Source organism: Nocardia sienata NBRC 100364 (assembly GCF_001613205.1).
Classification (GTDB): domain Bacteria; phylum Actinomycetota; class Actinomycetes; order Mycobacteriales; family Mycobacteriaceae; genus Nocardia; species Nocardia sienata.
Map to the genome: position 1 here is coordinate 1 of NZ_BDBX01000003.1, position 22,219 is coordinate 22,219.

The 22,219-nt window shown below is 69.0% G+C and carries 25 protein-coding genes; 17 read left to right on the top strand and 8 right to left on the bottom strand.

Annotation, left to right across the window (positions count from 1 at the left end; all coding sequences use genetic code 11):
- On the top strand, positions 1-1,341 hold a 1,341-nt coding region (locus NS4_RS01170; RefSeq protein ID WP_063057598.1), incomplete at its 5' end, for a glycosyltransferase family 39 protein.
- On the opposite strand, the gene NS4_RS01175 is transcribed toward NS4_RS01170, so the two are convergent.
- Positions 1,338-2,681 (bottom strand): APC family permease, encoded by a 1,344-nt coding sequence (locus NS4_RS01175; protein ID WP_063057599.1) that lies wholly within the window; start codon positions 2,679-2,681, stop codon positions 1,338-1,340. The genes NS4_RS01170 and NS4_RS01175 overlap by 4 nt on opposite strands.
- Positions 2,682-2,782: 101 nt before the next feature.
- Here NS4_RS01175 and NS4_RS01180 point away from each other — a divergent pair, with 101 nt between their 5' ends.
- The 5 genes from NS4_RS01180 (at position 2,783) to NS4_RS01200 (ending at position 5,902) form a co-directional block, all read left to right on the top strand.
- On the top strand, positions 2,783-4,207 hold the full coding sequence (locus NS4_RS01180; RefSeq protein WP_063057600.1) for an MFS transporter: 1,425 nt from the start codon (positions 2,783-2,785) through the stop codon (positions 4,205-4,207).
- A gap of 81 nt (positions 4,208-4,288) precedes the next feature.
- On the top strand, positions 4,289-4,573 hold the full coding sequence (locus NS4_RS01185; RefSeq protein ID WP_369690196.1) for an ester cyclase: 285 nt from the start codon (positions 4,289-4,291) through the stop codon (positions 4,571-4,573).
- A gap of 263 nt (positions 4,574-4,836) precedes the next feature.
- The gene (locus NS4_RS01190) at positions 4,837-5,253 is read left to right on the top strand and encodes a phage holin family protein (RefSeq protein WP_063057602.1); all 417 of its coding nucleotides are present in this window, start codon (positions 4,837-4,839) and stop codon (positions 5,251-5,253) included.
- Positions 5,254-5,255: 2 nt separating this feature from the next.
- The gene (locus NS4_RS01195) at positions 5,256-5,648 is read left to right on the top strand and encodes a DUF3618 domain-containing protein (protein ID WP_063057603.1); all 393 of its coding nucleotides are present in this window, start codon (positions 5,256-5,258) and stop codon (positions 5,646-5,648) included.
- Positions 5,645-5,902 carry a DUF4235 domain-containing protein gene (locus NS4_RS01200; RefSeq protein WP_063057604.1) on the top strand — a complete coding sequence of 86 codons (258 nt, stop codon included), beginning with the start codon at positions 5,645-5,647 and terminating at the stop codon, positions 5,900-5,902. The genes NS4_RS01195 and NS4_RS01200 overlap by 4 nt, the downstream gene beginning before the upstream one ends.
- 105 nt (positions 5,903-6,007) lie before the next feature.
- Here NS4_RS01200 and NS4_RS01205 read toward each other — a convergent pair whose 3' ends face one another.
- The 3 genes from NS4_RS01205 to NS4_RS01215 form a co-directional block, all read right to left on the bottom strand.
- Complete coding sequence (locus NS4_RS01205; protein WP_063057605.1) at positions 6,008-7,534, bottom strand: sulfatase family protein; 1,527 nt, start codon at positions 7,532-7,534, stop codon at positions 6,008-6,010.
- A gap of 92 nt (positions 7,535-7,626) precedes the next feature.
- Complete coding sequence (locus tag NS4_RS33790) at positions 7,627-7,998, bottom strand: ABC transporter substrate-binding protein (protein ID WP_063057606.1); 372 nt, start codon at positions 7,996-7,998, stop codon at positions 7,627-7,629.
- Positions 7,999-8,035: 37 nt separating this feature from the next.
- Positions 8,036-8,956 carry a LysR family transcriptional regulator gene (locus NS4_RS01215; protein ID WP_084486505.1) on the bottom strand — a complete coding sequence of 307 codons (921 nt, stop codon included), beginning with the start codon at positions 8,954-8,956 and terminating at the stop codon, positions 8,036-8,038.
- Positions 8,957-9,067: 111 nt separating this feature from the next.
- Between NS4_RS01215 and NS4_RS01220 the strand changes: the two genes are divergently transcribed.
- Positions 9,068-9,922, top strand: a complete 855-nt coding sequence (locus NS4_RS01220) for a TIGR03620 family F420-dependent LLM class oxidoreductase (RefSeq protein WP_063057607.1) — start codon at positions 9,068-9,070, stop codon at positions 9,920-9,922.
- 34 nt (positions 9,923-9,956) lie between these two features.
- On the opposite strand, the gene NS4_RS01225 is transcribed toward NS4_RS01220, so the two are convergent.
- From NS4_RS01225 to NS4_RS01235, 3 genes are all read right to left on the bottom strand, one after another.
- Positions 9,957-10,334 (bottom strand): hypothetical protein, encoded by a 378-nt coding sequence (locus NS4_RS01225; protein WP_157105830.1) that lies wholly within the window; start codon positions 10,332-10,334, stop codon positions 9,957-9,959.
- Positions 10,321-10,617, bottom strand: coding sequence for an OB-fold domain-containing protein (locus NS4_RS01230; protein ID WP_245664951.1), 297 nt, complete (start codon positions 10,615-10,617; stop codon positions 10,321-10,323). The genes NS4_RS01225 and NS4_RS01230 overlap by 14 nt, the downstream gene beginning before the upstream one ends.
- 521 nt (positions 10,618-11,138) lie before the next feature.
- Positions 11,139-11,744 (bottom strand): TetR/AcrR family transcriptional regulator, encoded by a 606-nt coding sequence (locus NS4_RS01235; protein ID WP_245664953.1) that lies wholly within the window; start codon positions 11,742-11,744, stop codon positions 11,139-11,141.
- 177 nt (positions 11,745-11,921) lie between these two features.
- Here NS4_RS01235 and NS4_RS01240 point away from each other — a divergent pair, with 177 nt between their 5' ends.
- Genes NS4_RS01240 through NS4_RS01250 form a run of 3 tightly spaced genes read left to right on the top strand, consistent with a single transcriptional unit; the run spans position 11,922 to position 13,511 of the window.
- A complete protein-coding gene (locus tag NS4_RS01240) occupies positions 11,922-13,145 on the top strand; it encodes an alkane 1-monooxygenase (RefSeq protein ID WP_063057610.1) in 1,224 nt (407 codons plus the stop codon).
- Positions 13,145-13,324 carry a rubredoxin gene (locus NS4_RS01245; protein WP_063057611.1) on the top strand — a complete coding sequence of 60 codons (180 nt, stop codon included), beginning with the start codon at positions 13,145-13,147 and terminating at the stop codon, positions 13,322-13,324. The genes NS4_RS01240 and NS4_RS01245 overlap by 1 nt, the downstream gene beginning before the upstream one ends.
- 1 nt (position 13,325) lies before the next feature.
- Positions 13,326-13,511 (top strand): rubredoxin, encoded by a 186-nt coding sequence (locus tag NS4_RS01250; protein WP_063057612.1) that lies wholly within the window; start codon positions 13,326-13,328, stop codon positions 13,509-13,511.
- Between the two features lie 13 nt (positions 13,512-13,524).
- On the opposite strand, the gene NS4_RS01255 is transcribed toward NS4_RS01250, so the two are convergent.
- Complete coding sequence (locus NS4_RS01255) at positions 13,525-14,811, bottom strand: PucR family transcriptional regulator (protein ID WP_063057613.1); 1,287 nt, start codon at positions 14,809-14,811, stop codon at positions 13,525-13,527.
- Positions 14,812-14,978: 167 nt separating this feature from the next.
- On the opposite strand from NS4_RS01255, the gene NS4_RS01260 reads away from it, so the two are divergent.
- The 7 genes from NS4_RS01260 to casI all read left to right on the top strand — a co-directional run bounded on the left by NS4_RS01260 (position 14,979) and on the right by casI (position 22,159).
- Complete coding sequence (locus NS4_RS01260; protein WP_063057614.1) at positions 14,979-15,929, top strand: AMP-binding protein; 951 nt, start codon at positions 14,979-14,981, stop codon at positions 15,927-15,929.
- 344 nt (positions 15,930-16,273) lie between these two features.
- Positions 16,274-17,164, top strand: a complete 891-nt coding sequence (locus NS4_RS01265; protein WP_063057615.1) for a manganese catalase family protein — start codon at positions 16,274-16,276, stop codon at positions 17,162-17,164.
- A gap of 29 nt (positions 17,165-17,193) precedes the next feature.
- Positions 17,194-17,778 (top strand): hemerythrin domain-containing protein, encoded by a 585-nt coding sequence (locus NS4_RS01270; protein ID WP_063057616.1) that lies wholly within the window; start codon positions 17,194-17,196, stop codon positions 17,776-17,778.
- A gap of 124 nt (positions 17,779-17,902) precedes the next feature.
- A complete protein-coding gene (locus NS4_RS01275) occupies positions 17,903-18,646 on the top strand; it encodes an MBL fold metallo-hydrolase (protein WP_063057617.1) in 744 nt (247 codons plus the stop codon).
- Between the two features lie 208 nt (positions 18,647-18,854).
- Entirely contained in the window at positions 18,855-19,373 is a 519-nt protein-coding gene (locus tag NS4_RS01280; RefSeq protein WP_063057618.1) for a hypothetical protein, read from the top strand.
- A 166-nt stretch (positions 19,374-19,539) separates the two neighbouring features.
- Positions 19,540-20,295, top strand: coding sequence for a ZIP family metal transporter (locus tag NS4_RS01285; protein WP_063057619.1), 756 nt, complete (start codon positions 19,540-19,542; stop codon positions 20,293-20,295).
- A 154-nt stretch (positions 20,296-20,449) separates the two neighbouring features.
- Positions 20,450-22,159 carry a steroid-22-oyl-CoA synthetase gene (gene casI / locus NS4_RS01290; RefSeq protein ID WP_063057620.1) on the top strand — a complete coding sequence of 570 codons (1,710 nt, stop codon included), beginning with the start codon at positions 20,450-20,452 and terminating at the stop codon, positions 22,157-22,159.
- The last annotated feature ends 60 nt before the right edge of the window (positions 22,160-22,219 follow it).

Below are 22,219 nucleotides of genomic sequence, written 5' to 3' on the forward strand. Positions count from 1 at the left end.
GGCCGGCGGCTCGACTGGGGATATGCCGACCAGCCGCCGCTGGTGCCGTTGCTGGCCCGGGCGATGGCCGCGATCGACGCGGATTCGCTGGTGGTGCTGCGGCTCCCGGCGATCGCGGCGGCCACCGCGGTGATCGTGTGTACCGGCTGGGTGGCCCGTGAACTGGGCGGCGGCCGGGGAGCGCAGACCCTGGCCGCCGCGGCGGCGGCCTCCTCCGCGCTCCTGCTCGGCGGCGGTCATCAGCTCGGCACCGTGATCTTCGATCTGGCGGTGTGGTCGGCGCTGGTGGTGACGGTACTGCGGCTGTTGCGGCCGGAATCGGATCGGCGCCGGTGGTTGCTCGTCGGTGTGCTGGCGGGGATCGGCCTGCAGAACAAGACACTGCTGGCGTTACCGCTACTGGTTCTCGCCTGCGCACTCCTGCTGCTCGGCCCCCGAGAGGTTTTCCGCACCAGGTATTTTCCGGCCGCGCTCGCGCTCGCCGCGGTGATCTGGGCGCCGAATCTGTGGTGGCAGGTGCGCAACGGGCTGCCGCAGGTCGAATTGAGCCGGGCCATCGCGGGTGGTTCGTCGGGCACCTCGGACGGCCCGGCCGCCTTCGTCTTGCTGCAGTTCGGCCTGATGGGACCGCTGATGGTGGTGCTGTGGGGCGCGGGTCTGTGGTGGCTGGCCCGGAATCGCCACCGCGCCTTCGCGCTCGCCTACGCAGTGCTTCTCGTGGCCTATCTGGCCGCCGGGGGCAAGGCCTACTACCTGGGCGGGATGTACCCGGTACTGCTGGCCGCGGGCGCCACCGCACTGGTAACCGTGCTGACCCGCACCCGTTGGCGCCGCGCCGCGACGGCGGCGGTTGTCGCGCTGAACGCGGCGGTCTCGGCGGTATTGTTCCTGCCGGTGCTCCCCGTGACCGCCCTGCGCGATTCGCCGATCCTCGCCCTGAACTACGACGCCGGCGAAACGGTCGGCTGGCCGCGGTTCACCGACCGGATCGCGGAGGCCAGAGCTCGGCTGGCGCCGGACGCGGAAATACTCACGGCCAACTACGGCGAAGCCGCGGCCATCGAGCGTTTCGGCGCCTCGTACGGCCTCCCGGTCCCGCACAGCGGTCACAATGCCTACTGGTGGTGGGGGCCACCGGCCGATTCCCGCCCGGTCCTCACCGTCGGCCTCACCCGCGCGGAAGTCGCGCGTTTCTGTGCCGATTCCGCTCCCGAGGCGGCGGGCCGGATCGACAACGGGCTCGGAATCGACAACGACGAGCAAGGCGCGGCGCTGTATGTGTGCCGTACCCTCCGCGCGCCCTGGGCGCAGCTGTGGCCGGCGCAGCGGCAGCTGGGTTAGCCCTCCCGCCGTTTCGGGGCGCTGCGCACTTCGGAACGCACCGGCTCGGATTCGCGGGTCCGGCGCGTGCGCACGAGCTGGGCAGCGCCCACCACCAGACCGAGTCCGAGCAGGGGCAGTCCGCGCAGCCACACCGCACCGTCGATCCGCGTGAACAGGAAGAGGCAGGACGCCAGGCCGAGCCAGGGCACCACGGTCGGCACCCGGAACGCGCCCGTGCCGTCCGGTTCCCGGCGCAGCAGGAGCACGGCCGCGTTGACCGCCGTGAACACGACCAGCAGGAGCAGGACCAGAGTTTCGGCGAGTGCCGCGATCTCGCCGGTCAACGCCAGCAGCAGCGAGAGAGCCGTGGTCGCGAGTACGGCCACCCAGGGGGTTCGGCGGCGCGGGAGCAGCCGAGCCAGGACCCCGGGCAGCAAACCGTCGCGGGCCATCCCGTAGGTGAGCCGGGACGCCATGATGCCGGTCAGCAGGGCGCCGTTGGCGACCGCCACCAGCGCGATCACGGCGAACAGGCGTTCCGGTACCCCGCCGGCCGCCCGGACCACCTCCAGCAGCGGACCGCTCGACTCCGCCAGGACCTCGGTGGGCACGACCGCCCCGGCGACCACCCCGAGCAGCACGTACACCAGACCCGCGGTGAGTAGCGCGCCGAACAGTGCCCGCGGATAGGCCCGGCGCGGATCCCGCACTTCCTCGGCCAGGTTCACCGAGGTCTCGAACCCGACGAACGAGTAGTAGGCGAGCACCGCGCCCGCGAGGGTGGCCCCGACCGCGCCGTGCTCGGCGGTGCCCAGTTCGACCAGCCGCCCTGGCTCGCCGTCGCCGCGCACGAGCACCCAGGCACCGAGACCGATGACCAGGAGCAGCCCGCCGACCTCGACAGCCGTGGCGACCACGTTCGCGCCGAGCGATTCCTTGACACCGCGGATGTTGAGCAGGGCAAGGGCGCCCAGGAACAGCACGACGACGGCCGCGGTGGGCAGGGTGATCAATTCGGCCAGATAATCCGAGGCGAAACCGCGCGCCAGCGCACCGACCGAGACGATGCCCGCCGCGAGCATGCAGAACCCGATGAAGGCGCCCGCGGCCGGCCCCAGCGCCCGGGTCACGTAGTGGGCCGAGCCGCCCGCGCGCGGGAACCGGGTGGCCAGTTCCGCGTACGAGCCCGCGGTGAGGCAGGCCAGTACGAGCGCGGTGAGCAGCGGCACCCATACCGCCCCACCCGACTGCGCGGCGATATCGCCGATCAGCACGTACACCCCCGCGCCCAGTACATCGCCGAGCACGAAGAAGTACAGCAGGTGGGTGGGCACGGTGCGCCGCAACGTCGTCGCCATAGCGCCCGTATACCCGCGGCGCACCGCTCTCACCAGTGGCTTCGCCCACCCCGGCGCGGGTGACCGGGTTTGTCACTTCCGCGATCGGGAAGACCCGCCCCATGACGACGGTGCGCACCCGGATCCCGGCCCGCCTCGACCGGCTCCCCTGGGCACGGTGGCACTGGATGATCGTGGTCGGGCTCGGCTCGGTGTGGATCATCGACGGTTTCGAGGTCACCGTGGTCGGCAGTGTCGCGGCGAAACTGTCCGAGCCCGACAGCGGTCTGGCCATTTCGTCGGCCCAGGTGTCCGGGCTCGCGGCGGCGATGTATGTGGCGGGCGCGTGTATCGGGGCCCTGGTCTTCGGCCGGCTGACCGACCGCTACGGCCGCAAGAAGCTGTTCATCGTCACGCTGGTGGTGTATCTCGTGGCCACCGCCATGACCGCGTTCTCCTTCTCGGTCTGGTGGTTCGTCCTGTTCCGGTTCCTCACCGGGCTCGGCATCGGCGGCGAGTACGCGGCCATCAATTCCGCGATCGACGAACTGATTCCCAGCAAGTACCGCGGCCGGATCGATATCGTCATCAACGGCACCTACTGGCTGGGTGCCTCCGGCGGCGCGTTGCTCTCGGTGGCCGCACTGAATCCGCAACTGTTCGCGCCGAATATCGGCTGGCGCCTCATGTTCGGCATGGGCGTGCTCTTCGGTCTGCTGGTGCTCGTGGTACGTCGGCATGTTCCGGAAAGCCCCCGGTGGATGTTCATCCACGGTCGTGACCGCCAGGCCGAGGAACTGGTCGACGCGGTGGAGGACCAGGTGCGCCGGGACACCGGTGCCGACCTGCCCCCGGTGGGGGAGACCATCGAAGTGCGTCAGCGGCGTTCCACCGGGTTCGGCGAGATCGCCTCGGTCATGTTCCGGAAGTATCCGCGCCGCAGCGTACTCGGGCTGGCGCTGTTCATCGGACAGGCGTTCCTCTACAACGCGGTCACCTTCAATTTCGCCGTCATCCTCGGTGAATCCTTCGACGTACCCAGTGATCGCACCGGCTATTTCTATGCCGTCATGTGCCTGGGCAGTTTCTTCGGACCGCTGCTGCTCGGCCGTTTTTTCGACACCGTCGGCCGCAAACGCATGATCGCGGGCTCCTACCTGGGATCGGGAGTGCTGTTGCTGCTCACCGCGTTACTGCTGGTACGCGGCGACCTCACCGCCGTCACGCTCACCGCCTGCTGGACCGCGGTGCTGTTCGTGGCCTCCTGCGGTGCGAGCTCCGCCTATCTGACGGTGAGCGAGATCTTCCCGATGGAGACCAGGGCGATGGCCATCGCGTTCTTCTACGCCCTGGGCACCGCCGCGGGCGGTATCGCCGGACCGCTGGTATTCGCGGAACTCACCGGTGACGGCGACCCCGGTCGCACCGCGCTGGCCTTCACCATCGGCGCGGTCATGATGATGCTCGGTGGAATCGTCGAGCTGTTCTTCGGAGTGCGGGCCGAACGGCAGTCATTGGAAGAGATTGCCGCGCCGCTGAGTTCGTAGCGCACCGGCTGAACCCGGGGCGTCCGGGAGGTTCGCGACCACGGCGGCGGTGCGATCATCGCCTTCCCGTACCGCGTATGCCTGGGTAATACGCCCGGCCACGAGGCGACCGCCTCTCAGGACATCGCGGCCGTGCACACCACCATGTCCGGCCGGCAGGTCGGCACGTTCGTGGTCTACGACGCTCAGGGCGTCCCCGAGCAGGCGTTCCCGGCCACCGGCCGATCGTTCGCCGTCACCCAGACCCACTGGTTCCGGATCACCGACGGCGCGGTGCGTGAGCACTGGGCGAATCGGGACGATCTCGGCCAGGCCCAGCAGCTGTGCTGGGTGCCGCCGACACCGGACTATGTGTTCCGGATGTGACGGGCGACCAGTGCGGTGCGCCGGTCGCCGGGGCCGTCCGCCGTCACCGCGTGAGACCTCCGGACGGTCTGCGGGAGTCCGAGCCCGGGTAGGCCGTCATAACGTCCGGAGTGGCCGCCGGCGAGTGCGTGGCAGCGGCGTAGCGGTGACCGCCCGGCCCGTGGTCAGGGGACCGGCCGCGAACCGGGTGGAATTCTGTCCGGTCACGGTGTCGTTTGGCCCGGGGTCCGGCGGGTATCCGCCCGCCGGACAGGAGGTAGCACATGACTCGGACGGCACAGCCGCCTACGCGGCAGTCAGGGGACGACCGGTCGGTCGGCGAACTCGTCGATGTGGCCACCATCCAGGTGAGCAGGCTGGTGCGTGACGAAATGCGCCTGGCCCGGCTGGAGATGCAGGAGAAGACGAGCGCCGCGGCCAAGGGCGCCGGGCTCGCGGGCGCGGGTGGGTTGCTGATGTTCTACGGCGGTGCGGCAGTGATCGCGGCCGTGGTCCTGGCGTTGGCACTGGCCCTGCCGGGATGGGCCGCGGCCCTGATCGTCGGCGCCGTACTACTCGCCGGTGGGGCCGCCCTCACCTGGCTCGGCAAGCGGAATATCACGGCGAGCGCGCCGCCGGTGCCCACGGACGCCCTGGCGGGGGCGCGCGCCGATATCGCGACCGTCACCCACCGGAGGTAGTGATGACCGAGAACGGAGGACGATCCGTCGACGACGACCGGGACGCATTGCGGCGCGACCGCGATCAGGTCCGGGAGGAACTTCGGGAGACGGTGGACGAACTCGCCGGGAAGTTCGATGTGCGGGCGCGCGCGCAGGACACCGCGCACCACGCCGCCGAAGAGGTACGGCACCGGGCCGGGGAGGTGGAGCGCACCGTCCGCGATCGCGCCGGTCAGGTGCAGGCGCAGGCCCATCACCTCCTCGAACGGGCCGAAGCCGGGACGCCCGAGCCTGTGGCGGCGGGTGGCCGGAAGACGGCGGCAGTCCTGCGCGGCTATCCGGTACCCGCCGTGACCGCGGCCCTCGCCGCCGCACTGGTGGCCTGGCTGATCGTACGAGGCAGGAAATCATGAACCTGCTGTACAAGCCGATCGGCACCGTGGCGGGGGTTCTCGGCGGGATCGCGGCGCACGCGGTGTTCCGGCAGCTCTGGCGCCGGGCCGCCGGTCAGGACGAGGCCCCGGCGGCGACCTCGCCCGACTACGGCTGGCGTGAGGTTCTGTTCGCGGCCGCTCTCCAGGGCGCGGTATTCGGTCTGGTCAAAGCATCCGTCGACCGTGCCGGGGTGCTCGCGTACCACCGGATGACCGGGAAATGGCCGACCTGAGCGAGCGGAAACGGTGGATGCGCGGCGGCCGCCGATCGTCGAATCGAGCCTGAGGCGCCGAGCGGCGCGGAGCCGGTCCGCTCGCGGTGACTGTGCTCCGGTTCCTCAGCGGCAGGTCACCCCGGCGCAGGCGGTGAGGACGGCCAGGCGCCGGTCGAGGGTGGCGACCAGGTCGGCGTGCGCGGCGCGGCCTTCGGGGGTCTTGATGAGGTTGGTCAGCTGGTACGGGTCCGTGTGCAGGTCGTACAGCTCGTATTCGCGCTGGTCGAGCGGACGTTCCCGTTCGTACCAGCGGGCGTAGAGGTAGCGGTCGGTGCGGACGGCGCTCCAGGACGGCATATCGAGTGTGTAGATGAGCGGGGTGTCGGTGCCCGGGATCTGTTCCTGGGCGATGCCGTCGCGGCCCGCGCTGCCCGGACCCCCGTACTCGGCGACGAAATCACTACGCCACCCGGTGGTCTCGCCGGCCAGTACGGGTGTCAGCGAGCGGCCGTCGATCCGTTCGGGGATCGGGAGGCCGGCCCAGTCGAAGATGGTCGGGGCGAGATCGGTGGACAGGGCCATGGCGCCGCTGCGTCCGGGCCGGACGCCGGGCCCGCTGACGGCGAGCGGCACCCGCATGGATTCTTCGTAGGGCGCCATCTTCTGGGTCAGCCGGTGCGCGCCGAGACTGTAACCGTTGTCGGAGGTGAAGATCAGGTAGGTGTTGACGAGTTCGCCGGTGCGGTCGAGGGTTTCGACGATCCCGGCGACCATTTCGTCGAGGGATTTCAGCGCCCCGAGCCGATTGGTGTAGTCGGGATCGTTGGTCACGGTGATGGTCGCCGCCCGTGGGTTCGCGGTGTCGATCAGCCAGGACGGCTTGTCCGATACGTCGGGCTCCTGATAGTTCGGTGACCGCGGCGCGGCGGTCGGCCGGGTCTCGGCCACGTGCCGGGGCGCGGGCGGGATCGGGAAGTGCGGCGAGGTGGAGGCGGCGTACCAGAAGAACGGCCGTCCCGAGGCGGCGGCGTCGGTGATGAACCGCTCGGATTTGGCGCGGATCACGTCGGTTTCGTAATCCTGCGGCGCCACCCCGTATTTCACGAAGTTGCCGTTCTCGTTGAGCGTGTAGTTGTAGCCGGAGTACAGGAAATTGTCGACTCCGGCGTGCCAGTCGTCCCAGCCGGGCGGGATATGTCCGGGGTCGTCTTCGAGTCCGTTGAGATACTTGCCGGCCATGCCCGTTCGGTAGCCCGCGTCGTGCAACGCGGTGGCTATGGTGTGGGATTCGTTGCCCCGCGCGCGGAAGGTCTCGAAGCCGCCGACTTCGCCGGAATTGGTGAGGACACCGGTGTTGTGCCCGTACTCGCCGGTCAGGATGGAGGCACGGGCGGCGCAGCAGATCGGCATCGGCGCGAACGCGTCGGTGAATTCCATCCCACGGTCACGGACGAGTGCGGCGGTCCGCGGCATCGCCTGCCACACCGGTGTGGTCGCCGAATCCAGGTCGTCGGCCAGGATCACGACCACATTGGGCCGCCGATCGACGGGTTCCGGGGCGGCGGACACCACGGATACACACCCGGTCGCCGCCAGCAGCACCGCGACCACTGCGGACAGAGAAGTGCGGACTGACCGAACAGAACCCATGAGAACTCCTCGCCAGCGTTGGTCGACGAACGTCCGAGCGGCGCCCGGCACCCAGCGGCCCCAACCCTAGCCCGGCGCAGCGGCCGGATAGGTCAGCATCGCCGAACTTCGCGCAGGTCAGCGTAGACGAAGTCGCGCGCGACGATCTTCCGGGTCGAGGCGCCGGAATAGGTGACGCCGTCCCGCAGGTGGAAGGTGTAGGCGGTGCCGTCGGCACTCACATCCCACGACTCGGCCAGGTCGGGAGTCAACCGGGTATCGTCGCGGAGCTTGCCGGTGGAGTCCGCAAAGGTGACCAGCTGCCGGGTGATCGCGTGCTGCACCGCCCAGGCGTTCGTATCGTGGCCGGCGAATCCATGTCGGCGGCAGGGGATACCACCCACAGGGTTGCGCCGGCGGTGATCGCGCCGGTCTCCGATCCGCGATTCACCGGCGCGCTGCCGGGCACGCGGTGCGTAGCCCACGCGCCCACTCTGGACGCGACGGGGCTCGGCTGAAGGATTACCTTGTCGGAGAATTCAATGGGGGCGTTAAATAATTCACCGGCGCCGGACCGGTCGGCGCGCCCCCGAACGCGGGCGCCGCGCACCGGGCGGCATGCCCGGGTCCGTCCTCGGGGACGAGGACGGACCCGGTGATCGTCAGGGGCGGCTCGAACGGTATCGCGGCCACCCGGGTGGCACCGATCTCGGTGATCTGGTCGGCGGGCAGCACTGTCCAGCTGCGCGGATCGGAGCCGATTTCGATCACGGTAGTGCGGGCCGTGCCCGCCGGGCGGCCGAGCTCGAGCCGCACCCCGGTGCCGCGCAGCGCGGCCGCGACCGCCTCGTGCAGGTGCCGATCGTGCCGTCGCCCAGGCATCCGTAGCGCGGTGCCGGCCAGCTCGTCCGGTCCGACGGTGGCGCGTCCCGCGAGTGGGTGGCGGGCGGACACGATCGCCAGGAGCTGTTCTGTCCAGGTCGGAATCGCCTCGATCCCGCGTTCGGTGGGTTCGCCGCGGGCCAGCACCAGATCGAGTTCGCCCCGGCGCAGGGCATTGAGGCGGGCGGTGAGCGGCAGGTCGACCAGGACCACTTCGAACGGTGAGCCGGCACCGCGCAACCCGTCGATTCCGTGCTCCAGCCGGGCGGTGAGCCCGGCGGCCGCGCCCAGGCGGAGAGTACCGGCGGGCGGTCCGGCGGCGAGCCGGACATATTCGGCGGCCGCGAGCGCTGTCCGCGCGGCGTCGAGTACTCGGGTGCCCGCCGCGGTGAGCCGGACGCGGCGTGAGGAACGATCGAGCAGCCGGACCCCCAGTTCGCGCTCCAATCCGGCGATCTGCTGGCTGACCGCGGGCTGAGCGATATGCAATCGCTCGGCTGCCCGGCCGAAGTGCAGCTCCTCGGCCACGGTCACGAAGTACCGCAGTGTCCGCAGTTCCATCGGTCCTCCTGCCGGAATTGCGCCGTACGTGCCGAACGATAAGCGCAGCTTATCGCTGCGCGTGCGTTTCCGGTCTGGCTGCGGGCGCCGCCCACCTGCTGAAGTCGTTGTATGACAATCGAAACAGGTTTGCTCGGCGCGCATCTGCGGGAGCACGAGGTGAGTCCGGAGGCCGCCCGGCACGTCGAGGAGGCCGGGTACGGGACGCTGTGGCTGGACGCGTCACCGCCCGCGGACCTGGCGCTGGTGCAGCGACTGCTGGATGCCACGACCCGGCTGACCGTCGCGACGAGCGTGGTGAATGTGTGGACCGCCGACCCGGTGACGGTCGCGGCCTCCTACCATCGCATCGAGGCGGCGCACCCGGAGCGGTTTCTTCTCGGCGTCGGTATCGGCCACCGGGAGATCGATACCGAGTACGCCGCGCCGTATGACACGCTCGTCTCCTACCTGGACGTGCTGAACGGCGCGCAGGTGCCCGCCGACCGGATCGTCCTGGCCGCGCTGGGCCCCCGAATGCTGCGACTGGCCCGCGACCGCACCGCGGGCACCGTCCCCTGCCTGGTTCCGCCCGCCCATACGCGCGGTGCCCGGGCAATCCTCGGTGCCGACCGTCTGCTGCTACCCGGACACTTCGCGGTGCTGGACGCCGATATCGAGCGGGCCCGTGCGACCGCCAGGTCCGGGCCACCGGGACAGGCGCTCGGGGTCACCAACTACGCCGCCAATCTGCGCCGGCTCGGCTACACCGGCCAGGACCTGACCGGCTCCGGCAGTGACGCGCTGATCGACGCGCTGACCGCGCACGGAGACGCCGCCACCGTCGCGGCGGGCCTCACCGCGCATCTGGAGGCCGGGGCGAACCAGGTGGGCGTGTACCCGCTCGGCGCCGACCCGGTCGCCACCCTGCGCGATGTCGCGGACGCGTTCTTCGCGGTCCACACGCCGCCCCGGCCCGGCGTGTGACCCGCGACGCGCGCGGTGCGCCGAGGCGCCGGGTTCACGACGTGTGGTCGCCTCTGTTCGACGTCGCGGTCACCGGAGTCGATTCCGCGTCGCAGTCCGGTCGCCAGGCCCGGGTCAGCAACATCAGCAGGTGCTGTTTCAACTGAGACGTTCGCGGATCGTCGGACCGTCGAGCGGCCGGCGCCGCACCGGTCATCCGTATGAACTCCTGCCGGGTGACTCCGAAATTCACGAAGAGTTCCTCGGCGGTAGGACCGCCGAACGGAGCCCAGCGGATCGCGAAGACGAGCACCGGCTTCGTCCCCGGAAGCAAGGATCTCGTGGCGTCCAGGGCAGCGCACTGCCGCAATGCGGTACGCACCCATGCGGTGGCAACGGAGAAGTCGGTGTGCGGCCGGTCAGGTGCGGGCATGTTCGCCTCCGGAGCGGTCGGCGGTGCGGTGGCCGGGGGTATAGGTCTCGGCGGCGACCGTGAAAACCGGGAATCTGCCGTCCTGGGGCCGCGGCCGGAAACGCACCCGCACCGGGCCGCCGGCGACCAGCGGAATGGTGCCCTCGATCGAGGTGTAGACCCACGGTCCTTCGTCGAGTTCGACCACGGCGACCGTCAGCGGCTTTGTCTCACCGCGCCCACCGATGACGCTCCGGTCCACCACCCGCCACGACAGGATCGAACCGGCGCCGCGGGAGGGCACCCATTCCAGGCTGTCGGAGGCGCAGGATGCGCAGTCCACGGTCAGCGGTGCGTACAGTCTGTCGCATCGTGCGCATCTGCGGATCATCAAGATGTCTTCCCGGGGCGGAGCGCCTGCGTCACCGCTGGTGCCGGTGTGCTTCGGAGCAGAGGAATACATGGAGACCTGGACCTTCGCTGAGGGGGCCGACGGATTCCTCCAGCGTGCCCCGAGGGGAGTCGTCTCCATCACGGTCGAATGACCCGGGGTATACCTATTCGTGACGTGAAGCCCGTCACTTCTTGCCGGCCGGGGACCGTGTTGTTCGTGAGCTGTCGGGCGGCAGCCGCCGGCAGGGCCTCCAGGGCGGGCCGTCGAACGCGCGCGCACAGCACGGCGGCCGCGATTCCGGCCGACCCGGGGCCGACGGGCGGTGCGGGGCGGGTACGGAAGGACGCAGCACCCGTCGGATGATCGCGATCGAGTAGCCGCCGGCGCGCGGTCCGGTGGCCCTGGATCGTGAGCGGTCGTCGGCTCCGCTCTTAAGGCTCGCGGTGGAACAGGGGCCCGGCGACCAGGGCTATCTGGGCGACGGCGTGGTCGATGGTGCCCGCGGGCTGGAAAAGATGACTCAGTACGAGGCGTACCACCGCTTCGACCCGGGTGTCGATCTCGGTCTCGCTGAAGGTGTCGAGGCGGTACCGGGCGCGAAGGATGGCGGTGAACGCGGCGGTGGCCCGGCCCAGGACGGGTTCGGGTTCGGTCATCAGGGTGGGGAGCAAGGAGGTGTCGGCCCCGGAGCGGCCGGCCAGTACGGCCTTGAGCAAGGTGTTGTCGGCCGCGGTGCGCAGGGTGTACTCGGCGGCGGCGGTGATTCCGGTGAGGAGGTCGCCGGGCTCGGCGGTGACGGTTTCCGTGACGCCGGCGAGGAAGGAGTCGAGTTCCGCCGCGATGACGACCTCGGCCAGGTCCTGTTTGGTGCCGATCTCCTTGTAGAGCACAGGGCGGCTCACCCCGACCTCCTTGGCCACCCGGGACATGTTGACCGCGCCCCACCCCTCGGTGCAGACCAACTCGCGCGCGGTGTCGATCACCCGCTCCCGCAGTAGTCGGCGCATCTCGTTCTGGAAGTTCGGCGCGTCAGCCACGGCAATCACCTTACATCACATGTATGAATGTCCCGCTATTGACAGATCGATGCAATGTGTATGTAATAAATACACTTATCGAAAAAGTGTAAACGGCCGGTGCCGGTGAGGTTGCGTCCCTGGGCCGACCGAGCGCCCGTCCGGAGCGGCGGCCGCACGGAAGTGAGGAGGGCGACGATGACGACGTCCGAGCAGAGTTCGCACGGCGAGGTGACACCGCAGTGGCGTGATCGAAAGCGTTACCTGTGGTTGTTCGGGCTGGTGGCACCCACCTCGCTCGGCCTGGCCTCGGTACTGGTGTGGGCGTTTCACCAATTGGGCTGGGATCGGTCGGCGGCGGTGTGGTGGTGGATCGGCCCACTGCTGGTCTATGTGCTGCTTCCGATCCTGGATGGGTTCTTCGGGCCGGACGGCCAGAATCCGCCCGAGGAGGTGATGGAGCAACTGGAGCACGATCGTTACTACCGCTGGTGCGTCTACGCCTTCATCCCGTTCCAGCTGGCGAGCCTGGTGTTCGCCGCCTACCTGTGGACCGCGCCGGATCTGTCCTGGCTGGGAATCGAGGGCGGGCTCGGGGTGTGGTCGAAGATCGGGGTGGCACTGACCGTCGGTGTCATGGGTGGTGTAGGTATCAATACCGCCCACGAACTCGGTCACAAGAAGGACGAGCTGGAACGCTGGCTGTCCAAGATCACGCTGGCGCAAACCGGCTACGGCCATTTCTACATCGAGCACAACCGCGGCCATCACGTCCGGGTAGCCACACCGGAGGACCCGGCCAGCGCCCGGTTCGCCGAAACGTTCTGGAGTTTCCTGCCGCGCAGCGTCTGGGGCGGACTGCGATCGGGATGGGCGCTGGAGCGAACGCGGTTGCAGCGTTCGGGCAAGGGGCCGTGGACCATCCGCAACGATGTGCTCAATGCCTGGGCGATGACCGTGGTGTTGTGGGGTGCGCTGGCCGTGCTGTTCGGACCGGGCGTGCTGCCGTTCCTGCTGCTCCAGGCCGTCTACGGATTCTCGCTACTCGAGACGGTGAACTACCTCGAGCACTACGGCCTGCTCCGGCAGCGCACGGAGTCGGGCCGGTACGTCCGGTGCACACCGGAGCACAGCTGGAACTCCGATCACATCGTCACCAATATCTTCCTCTTCCACCTGCAACGGCACAGCGACCATCATGCGGCGCCCACCCGGCGCTACCAGACGCTGCGCAGTATGGACGGCGCACCCGAACTGCCCGGTGGCTACGCGAGCATGATCACTCTCGCCTACTTCCCGCCGCTGTGGCGGAAAGTGATGGACCATCGCGTGCTGGCCCACTACCGGGGCGATATCACGCGCGTGAACATCCAGCCGAGCAAGCGGCACCGAGTGCTCTCCCGATACGGGGTCGCGGGCTGATGGCCGCCTTCTCCTGCCCGGTGTGCGACTACCGCTACGACGAGACCACCGGCGCCCCGCGTGAAGGCTTTCCCGCGGGCACAGCGTGGTCGGCGGTTCCCGACGACTGGTGCTGCCCGGACTGCGGTGTGCGAGAAAAAATCGACTTCGAACCGGCCGTCGGCGAGGAAGGACAGTGATATGACCACCGATTACAGATTGTTCCAGTGCGTGCAATGCGGTTTCGAATACGACGAAGCGCTCGGTTGGCCCGAGGACGGTATCGCGCCCGGCACCCGCTGGGACGATATTCCCGACGACTGGTCGTGCCCCGATTGTGGAGCGGCGAAAGCCGATTTCTTCATGGTCGAGGTGAACCGCGCCTGATCGAATCGGCAACCTATTGCTTCGGCTCCGGCCGCTGGCCCGGCGGGCCGTACCAGTGGCACACCAGCAGGGCCAGCTCCACATCGAGCCGATCGGCGCCGATCGGCCGACCGCGTCGCGCGATGGCGCGCCCGACGCGGTATTTGACGGAGTTGGAATGCAGATTCAGCTCGGTGGCGGCGGCCTTGTAACTGGACCCGGTGCGCAGGAACACCCGTAGCGTGTCGCGCAGCCGGGCGTCGTTCTCATTGTCACCGGCCAGATCGCCGAGCACCTCGCTCATCCAGTAGCGGGCCTCCTCGACATCGGCGCCGAGCAAAGCCGCGGTCGTCAGACCGGGGTCGTCGGCGGCGACGACCCCGGGCGTGGGGAGCCCGCGTGCCAGGGCGACGGAGCAGGCGCGCTGCGCGCTGCGGTGGGAGCGGCGGAAGCCGTCGACCCCGGCGGCGAAGGTGCCGATGGCGAGGTTCGGAGCGTCGCGGCGGGCGGATACGTATTCCCGCACCGCGGCCACCAGACCCGCCCGCTCGGAGCGGTAGGGCAGCCACGCCCAGACACTGATCCGGTCGGCGGCGACAACCAGCGGGTTCGCGGCGGCACCGAGGGCTCCGGCCAGCTCGCGGACGAACCGCTGCAGGTTCGAAACCGCCTCGCTGTCGAGCTCGCTCTCGGAGCGCCAGAGGACGAGGGCGAGATGGTGCCAGCGCAGCGGGTAGCGGATCACCTCGGTCACCGCGTCGACATCGACGGCCCTGCTGCTGCCCAGCACCTCGCGTGCCCGCACCGCCCGGACGTTGTTCTGGCTTTCCAGCCATTGCTCGCGTTCATCGCTGTAGCTGCCGAGAACCTGTTCGGTGATGTGGTCGATGTATTCGAACAGCGTGGTGGTGACGCGTTCGACCACGCCGATCCGTTCGGTGAGGGGGATGGCCATCGTGTGCAGTTCGGCAAACACCATCTCGGTCAGCCGGCGCTGCCCGATCCGATAGGCGCGAGCCAGCGAGTGGGCCGGTACGCCTTGCTGAGCCAGGCGTCTGGCGTAGTCCACGGCGGCGGGCGCCGCCTGGATATCGGCGACAGGGAGGTGATAGCGCAGGGCGTGCAGCGCGGTGGCTATATTCGCTTCGACGCTCTCACCGAGCAGGTCGCCGGTTTGCCGATCATGGCGCAGATCGGCGATGTCATCCTCGATGTAGGTGCGGATGGCCGCGCTGATCTCACCCACCCGTACATTCATCCGGGCGGCTGTCGCCGCGATGAAGCGGTCTGCGTACGCGGTGTCGTGACGTGCGGTCGTCACACCGTCAACCGTACCTCCGTCCCGGCCGCGCCCAGGAACTGCGCATCCGCTTGTTTTCCGGAGACAAAGAGCACCGTGGACTTCATCGGCGCGCGACGGAGACCCGACGGCGGGGCATGCCTACCGTGAATGCACGACACCTGGACCACTGCCCCCGAGGATCATCTATGAACCTTGCAGTACTCCCGGACTGCCGTGCGGTCCTCGCTCCATACGCCGCGGCCGTCGCCGATGACAGCGCCGAACTGGACAATGCCGCGTTTCTGGACGCCGTGCGGCGGGCGACCACTTCACTGCGCGCCGCCGGTGTATCGGCAGGCGATGTGCTCGCGGTCATGCTGCCCGACACCGCCGCCTTCGTCGTCACCCTCTTCGCCGCGTGGCGGGTTGGTGCCGCCGTCGCCCCGCTCGATCCGGCGCTACCCGCCGCAGAAGCCGGTCAGGGTGTGGCCCGTGCGGGCGCCCGGGTTCTGGTCGCCGCGCACGACTCGGCCCCGGCCGATCACGTCCACTCCATCGTGTGTCCCGACAGGTTCGCCGCAGCCGATCCCGACACTGCCGAGCCGGCGCGGGTGAGCGATGACGCCCCGGCACTGCTCGTTCACGTGGGAGGATCAGGGGACGATTCGAAGATCGCCGTGCTCGACCATATGAACTTCAACGCGCTGTGCCGATTGGCGATCGAGATCTTCGCACTCACCGGTGCCGACCACAGTCTGTCGATCCGGCCGCTGTCCCGTGTCGACGGCATCGTCCTGGGTATCTTGGCGCCGCTGCTCGCCGACGGTCGTGCCACCATCGCGGGCCCGTGCGATCCCGCGACATTCTTCGGCCGGATCGAGTCCACCGGCGCCACCTGTTTCGCGGCGACCCCGGCGATGTATCGGCAGCTGTGCGAGCTGCCCGCCGGGATACGGTCGCACATCTCGTCGGTGCGGATCGCCATCTGCAGTACAGCGCAGGCCGGCCCGGAACTGCGGACCGCGTTCGAGCATCGATACGGGATACCGATCGTGCACGATCACGGGCTGACCGACTTCCCGCCGCGGACCCGGCCGATCCGCCCACCGGCCCCCGGGACCCGGCCCCCCTCGATCTCCACATGCCGCGCCGGGTGAACCGGGAGATCACCTGATTCACTTCGGGCCGCATCTCTACACCCAGGGTCGGCTGCGGTACCGGCCGGCCCGCCTGTGGCGGAACCGGACACGCACCCGCGATCTCCCCGCCGGGTGGTGCGGGTTCGCCTACGGTGGGCAGCACGCGTCAGGGATGCGGTGCGGCCGGGTTCGACGGCGCGCACCGCATCCGGCGACCAGGCGACTCGGATCGTGTATGCGCGAGTGTCGATCCTCCGAGTGAGCACCGTCGCCACTTTTCTCCGGCCTTCCTTGCTTGCTGTTTCCCCGCCACAGTCCGGGGTAGACGACACGGACCACGGCGCCGACCTTGAGGAGCGCGAGTGTTCATCCACAACAAGGATCTGCAATTCGAGGTGCGGGTGGAGCGCCCGGACCCGCGTTTCGCCACCCTGCTGCAGGAGCAGTTCGGTGGTGCGAACGGGGAGCTCAAAGCCGCGATGCAGTACTTCAGCCAGGCCTTCGTGCTGCGTCGCAAACATCCGAAGATGTACGACCTGTTCATGGATATCGCCACCGAGGAGTTCAGCCACCTCGAAATCGTCGGCAATATGATCACGATGCTCCTGGACGGCCTCAACGACGACCTCAAGCAGGCCAACGAGCATTGTGACTGGATGCCGGTGGTCGCCTCGGCCGACGGAAAAGAACACGCGATCCACCAGGTGGCGACCGATCCGCTGTTCCTCGCGCTGCGTGGCGGCGGACCCGATGTCGGCAACTCCGCCGGTGTGCCCTGGACCGGGGCCTATGTCAACTCCAACGGCGAGCCGTCGGTGGATCTGCGCAGCAATCTCGCGGCGGAATCCCGCGCCAAGATCGTCTACGAATACCTGAAACAGTTCACCGACGATCCGGGCGTGCAGGACACCCTCTCGTTCCTGATGTCGCGGGAGGTGGCGCACTTCCAGCAGTTCACTGCCGCTCTCAACGAACTGCCGGTCAATTTCCCGCCCGGCGCGCTGCCCGGCGACGACCGCTTCCAGAACATGGCTTTCAACATGTCCAACGGCGACGGCAGCGCCCGCGGACCGTGGAACGAAGGGCAGGGACCGTGGCCGGCCGGCGTGGAATGGGAATACGTCGCCGACCCGGTGCGTGACTGGCTGGGTACCGGTCACCGGGAAAACCGGGGTCCGGCCACCAACCCCGAGGGCAGCCCCGCGGTAGCGGGCAGTAAACCGTTCACCCACGAACAGCACGGGCCCGCCTGAACCGCACCGGTGGGGCCAGGGAGCACATCATGGACGCATTGACTTTCCTACGTGCCGACCACGAAAGCGTGCTCGGCATGATCGAATCACTCGAACGCGGCCGCGGCACCAGCGAAACCGAGCTGCGCAACCGCGGACATCTGGCCACCAGCCTGGTGATCGCCGCCTCGCAGCACGAAGCGGTCGAGGAACAGTTCTTCTGGCCCGCGGTCCGCAAGATCCTGCCCGAGGGCGACGAACTCGCCGATCACGGCCTCGACCAGGAGGAGTCGGGTAAACAACTGCTCCAGCAGATCGAGGACTCCGAAGCCGGAACACCGGAGTTCGAGCAGGCACTGACCGATTTTCTCGTCGCGATGCGCGAGCACATCGAATACGAGCAGAATCAGGTGTGGCCGCGGTTCGCCGAGGTCGAGCCACCGGAGGAGATGGCCGATCTCGGGGAGAAGATGGCGGCGGCCAAGAAGAAGGCACCCACCCGCCCCCACCCGAAAACCCCGTCCAGCCCGGCAGCTCAGAAGACCGCCGGGTTGGCGGCGGCCGCCACGGACAAAGTCCGCGATATGGCCGGCGGCCGGAAAACGGACGAACCGGCCGACCCACCCACTCCGTGAACGCCGTCGGCCGCCGGTTCCTCCGGCGGCCGACGGGTTCGCTCGCGGCCATGATGCAGAACCGGAAAATCCCGAGGGGCCGGCGGGCCGGTTTGCCCCGCGCCCGGCCGGGTAGGTCGGCCGGATGGTGAAACGCGAGGTCGCCGACGGAATACGCCGGATCACACACGCCGATGTCAACGTGTACCTGATCGAGGACGAGGACGGTGTCACGCTCGTGGACACAGGTCTGCCCGCGACCTTCCGCCACATCACCGCCGCCTTACGGGATATGGGGCGTACGCCGGCCGAGGTGCGGGCCGTCCTGCTCACGCACGCGCATTTCGACCACGTGGGGTCGGCCAAGCGTGCCCACGAGACCTGGGGTGTCCCCGTCTTCGCCCATGACGGTGATCGTGAGCTGGCCGCCCACCCTTATCGATACAAACGCGAACGCAATCCACTGCGGTATCCGTTGAAATACCCGCGTTCGGTGGCGGTGCTGGGAAAGATGGCTCTGGCCGGAGCGCTGGTCGTGCGCGGGCTCGACGACATCTTGTCCCTGCAGGCCGGTTCGCGGCTTCCGGTGCCGGGCAGGCCGCGGGTGGTGTTCACCCCGGGCCACACTCTCGGACACTGCGCCCTGCACCTGCCCGAGCGCGACGTGGTGCTCTCCGGTGATGCGCTGGTGACGCTGGATCCCTATACCGGCGGGAAAGGGCCGCAGATCGTCGCGGGTGCGGCCACCGCAGACAGTCCCATGGCCCTGGCGTCCCTGGCCGCGCTGGCCGATACGGGAGCGCATTCGGTGCTCCCGGGCCACGGGGAGCCCTGGACCGGCGGCGCGGCGACCGCGGTGGAACTCGCGGTGCGGGCCGGACCGCATTGAGCGTTACGCGGCGCGGACCCGCGCGCCGCCGGCGTTCGGGCAGTGACCGCAAAAGCCGGTGACACTGCCGCTCTCCGGTGGTCGAGGCGCCGACCGCGAACGGCGGCCCCATCATCACGGTTTAGTAACAGGTACGAGGGGTAGCACGGCCGATGTCGGCGCTCCGGGGCAGTACAGGAGCGGAGCAGCGCAGGAGTGAGGAGCCGTGATGGCGAACGGATACCACGAGTCGAACTTCGAGTCGGAAGTGTTACCGCTGTCGGGAATTCAATTACAATGGCGCGGCACCGACCGCTGCTTCCGGGTGACACAGCCGCGGCCGAACGGGGAGATCGTGACCGAGGCGGGGGAGGACGAGCTGCTGTGGCGGCCGTGGTCCGGGCGCGCGGATATGGCCGTCGGTGTGTCGGGGCCCATCAATGCCAATACCCCGGGCCGGTGGTGGGTGGTGTGGGGTGAATACGTGGGTGATCCGGTGACGGTCGCACTCGCTGACGGCGCGAGGCCTCCGGTGTGGTTCGTGGGCGGATTGTGGGTCAGCGAATGGAGCGGACCCGAACAGCCCGCTGTGGTCACGACGGCCACGCAGCGCACCGAAGTGCGCTTCGCTCCGCCGTCGTTCCTGTCCCCGCCGCTGACCACCCTCGGCGACGGCACGAGCGGCTGCTGGGTGCACGTGGAGACCCCGGCCGGCTTTCGCCCCCGCAGCACCGTCACCCCCGCGTAGGCTGCCCGGGCCCGCGATACCCTGGCGAATCCCGTTGCGCCGAATCCGCTTCCGTGCGATCGGGTAGCTATTACAGGCCGCCACCGGTTTCTCCGCGGACGCCGCGGGTAGCACCGGTCTCGATGACCGGTGCCCGCGGGCACAGTGTGTGAGGAGACGTGCGCGCGTGTGGGATGTGTTGATCGCGGGGGGTTGGGGGCTGCTGGCAGGATCATCGCTGCTGCTGGGCGCCCTGGTCGGGTACTTGGTTCGGATACCGGTGGCAATCGTCGCCAGTGTGATGGCCTTCGGCAGCGGTGTACTGCTGTCCGCGGTGTCGTTCGAATTGATCGCCGAAGCGCACGATCGAGGTGGAATGGCGCCCACCGCGTTCGGCGCGATCTCCGGGGCCCTGGTCTACACCCTCGCGAATATCGTTCTGGCCCAGCGAGGGGCGCGGCACCGCAAACGCTCGGGCGACCAGCAGCCCTCGGAATCCGAACAATCCGGCTCCGGGACCGCGATCGCCCTGGGCGCGTTACTGGACGGGATACCGGAGTCGATCGTCATCGGCACCACCCTGCTCGGCGGCGGCGCCGTCAGCGCCGTGACCGTTGCGGCGGTGTTCATCAGCAATGTCCCCGAAGGGCTGTCCAGCGCTTCGGGAATGCGCCGCGCCGGCCGCGGCCCCCGGTATGTGTTCACATTGTGGGCCGGTATCGCGGTGGTCAGTGGCGCGGCGGCGATGGCCGGTTACGGTCTGCTCGGCGGTGCGTCGGCGACCGTGCTGGCCGCGATCACCGCGTTGGCCGCCGGCGCGATCCTGGCGATGATCGCCGACACGATGATCCCGGAAGCGTTCGAACACGCTCATATCTGGATCGGGTTGATCACCGTGGCCGGCTTCCTGACGGCATTCGGTCTGTCCCAACTCGGGACCTGATACCGGGCGTGGAAGAACGCCGGTACCGCCCCGGGTTCGCCGCTGTCGGATCACCGCGTACGCGCGCACCTTCCACTGGCCGGGACCGGACCGACGAGGCGGGCGCCGCGGGGGATAGCGTCGGCCCGGGATGCCGACGAGCGGCCGGGAACGTATGGCATGCGGTACGAGGGCAGGAGCCGAGTTGGAACGCGTGACCATAGCCGAGATGCTGCTCGATCGCCTCGGCGACGCCCATCCGGGCGTACGGACCCGGGACCGGGACTGGACCTGGGACGAGACGGTGCGCGAGAGCGCGGCCCGGGGCGCGCTGGCCACCGCTCTGCGCGTCGAGGGCCCGTTCCATATCGGCGTGCTGCTCGACAACACCCCCGAATTCCTGTTCTGGCTCGGCGGCGCGGCATTGACCGGGGCGGTGATCGTCGGCATCAACCCGACACGGCGAGGTGCCGAGCTCGAGGCCGAGATCCGTTATGTCGATTGTCAGCTGATCGTCACCGACACCGCGGGTATGGCGCGTATCGCCGATCTCGACCTGGGGCTCGGCGCGGACCGTTTCGTCCTCGTCGACGCGCCGTCCTATCTCGCCCGGGTAGCCGCGCACCGGGTGGCGGAGCCCGCCGCCGGTCCGGCGGTGCACGCCTCGTCGCTGTTGCTGCTGCTGTTCACCTCCGGAACCACCGGTACGTCGAAGGCGGTGCGATGCAGCCAGGGCCGGTTGGCGCGCCTGGCGTACGCGAACACCGAGAAATACGGCCATGTGCGCGCCGACGTCGATTACTGCTGTATGCCGCTGTTCCACGGAAACGCGTTGATGGCGCTGTGGGCGCCGGCACTGGCCAACGGTGCGACCGTCTGCCTGACACCGAAATTCTCTGCTTCCGGCTTCCTGCCGGACGTGCGCTTCTTCGGCGCCACGTTCTTCACCTACGTGGGCAAGGCGTTGAGCTATCTGCTGGCCACCCCGGAGCTGCCCGACGACAGCGACAACACCCTCGTCCGCGGGTTCGGCACCGAGGCCTCGCCGGAGGACAGGGCGCAGTTCGCGCGCCGCTTCGGAGCCGAATTGCTGGAGGGCTACGGGTCCTCGGAGGGCGCCGGGTCGGTGAAACCCGACCCGGACACACCCCCGGGCGCACTGGGCCGGCCGGCGCACGACGGCATCGTCGTCGTACACCCGCAGACCCGGAGCGAGTGTGCCCGGGCGGTGCTCGACCGGCACGGCCGGGTTCTCAATCCGGACCAGGCCATCGGTGAGATGGTCGACAAGGGCGGCGCGCAACGTTTCGAGGGGTATTACAAGAACGAGTCCGCGGTGGCCGAGCGGATCCGGCACGGCTGGTACTGGACCGGTGATCTCGGCTATGTCGACGAAGCCGGGTTCATCTACTTCGCCGGTCGGCGCGGCGACTGGATCCGCGTGGACGGGGAGAACATCTCGGCGTTGCTGATCGAGCGGATTCTGCGGCGACACCCGGAGATCATCGCGGCCGGTGTGTACGCGGTGCCCGACCCGCGTTCGGGCGACCAGGTCATGGCCGCGATCGAGGTCGCCGACGTGTCCGGCTTCGATCCGGGCCGGTTCGCGGCGTTCCTGGCCGGCCAGGACGATCTCGGGACCAAGTCCGCGCCCCGGTTCGTGCGGGTGTCGGCGAGATTGCCGGTCACCGGATCGAACAAGGTGCTCAAGCGCGAATTGCAGGCACAGTTGTGGCGCGGTGACGAACCGGTGTTCCACCGGGTGGGTCGGGGGGCACCGAAGTACGTACCGCTGACCGAAGCCGACCAGCGGGCGCTCGAGGGCGAATTCCACATCCACGGCCGCGCGAGGTTCCTCCCGGAGCCGGAAGTTCCGCGCACCTGAAGTGCTCTCCGGGGAGCCCGGCCGTATCCGGACGGGCGTCGCGGGGTTCGCGCGGCGCGT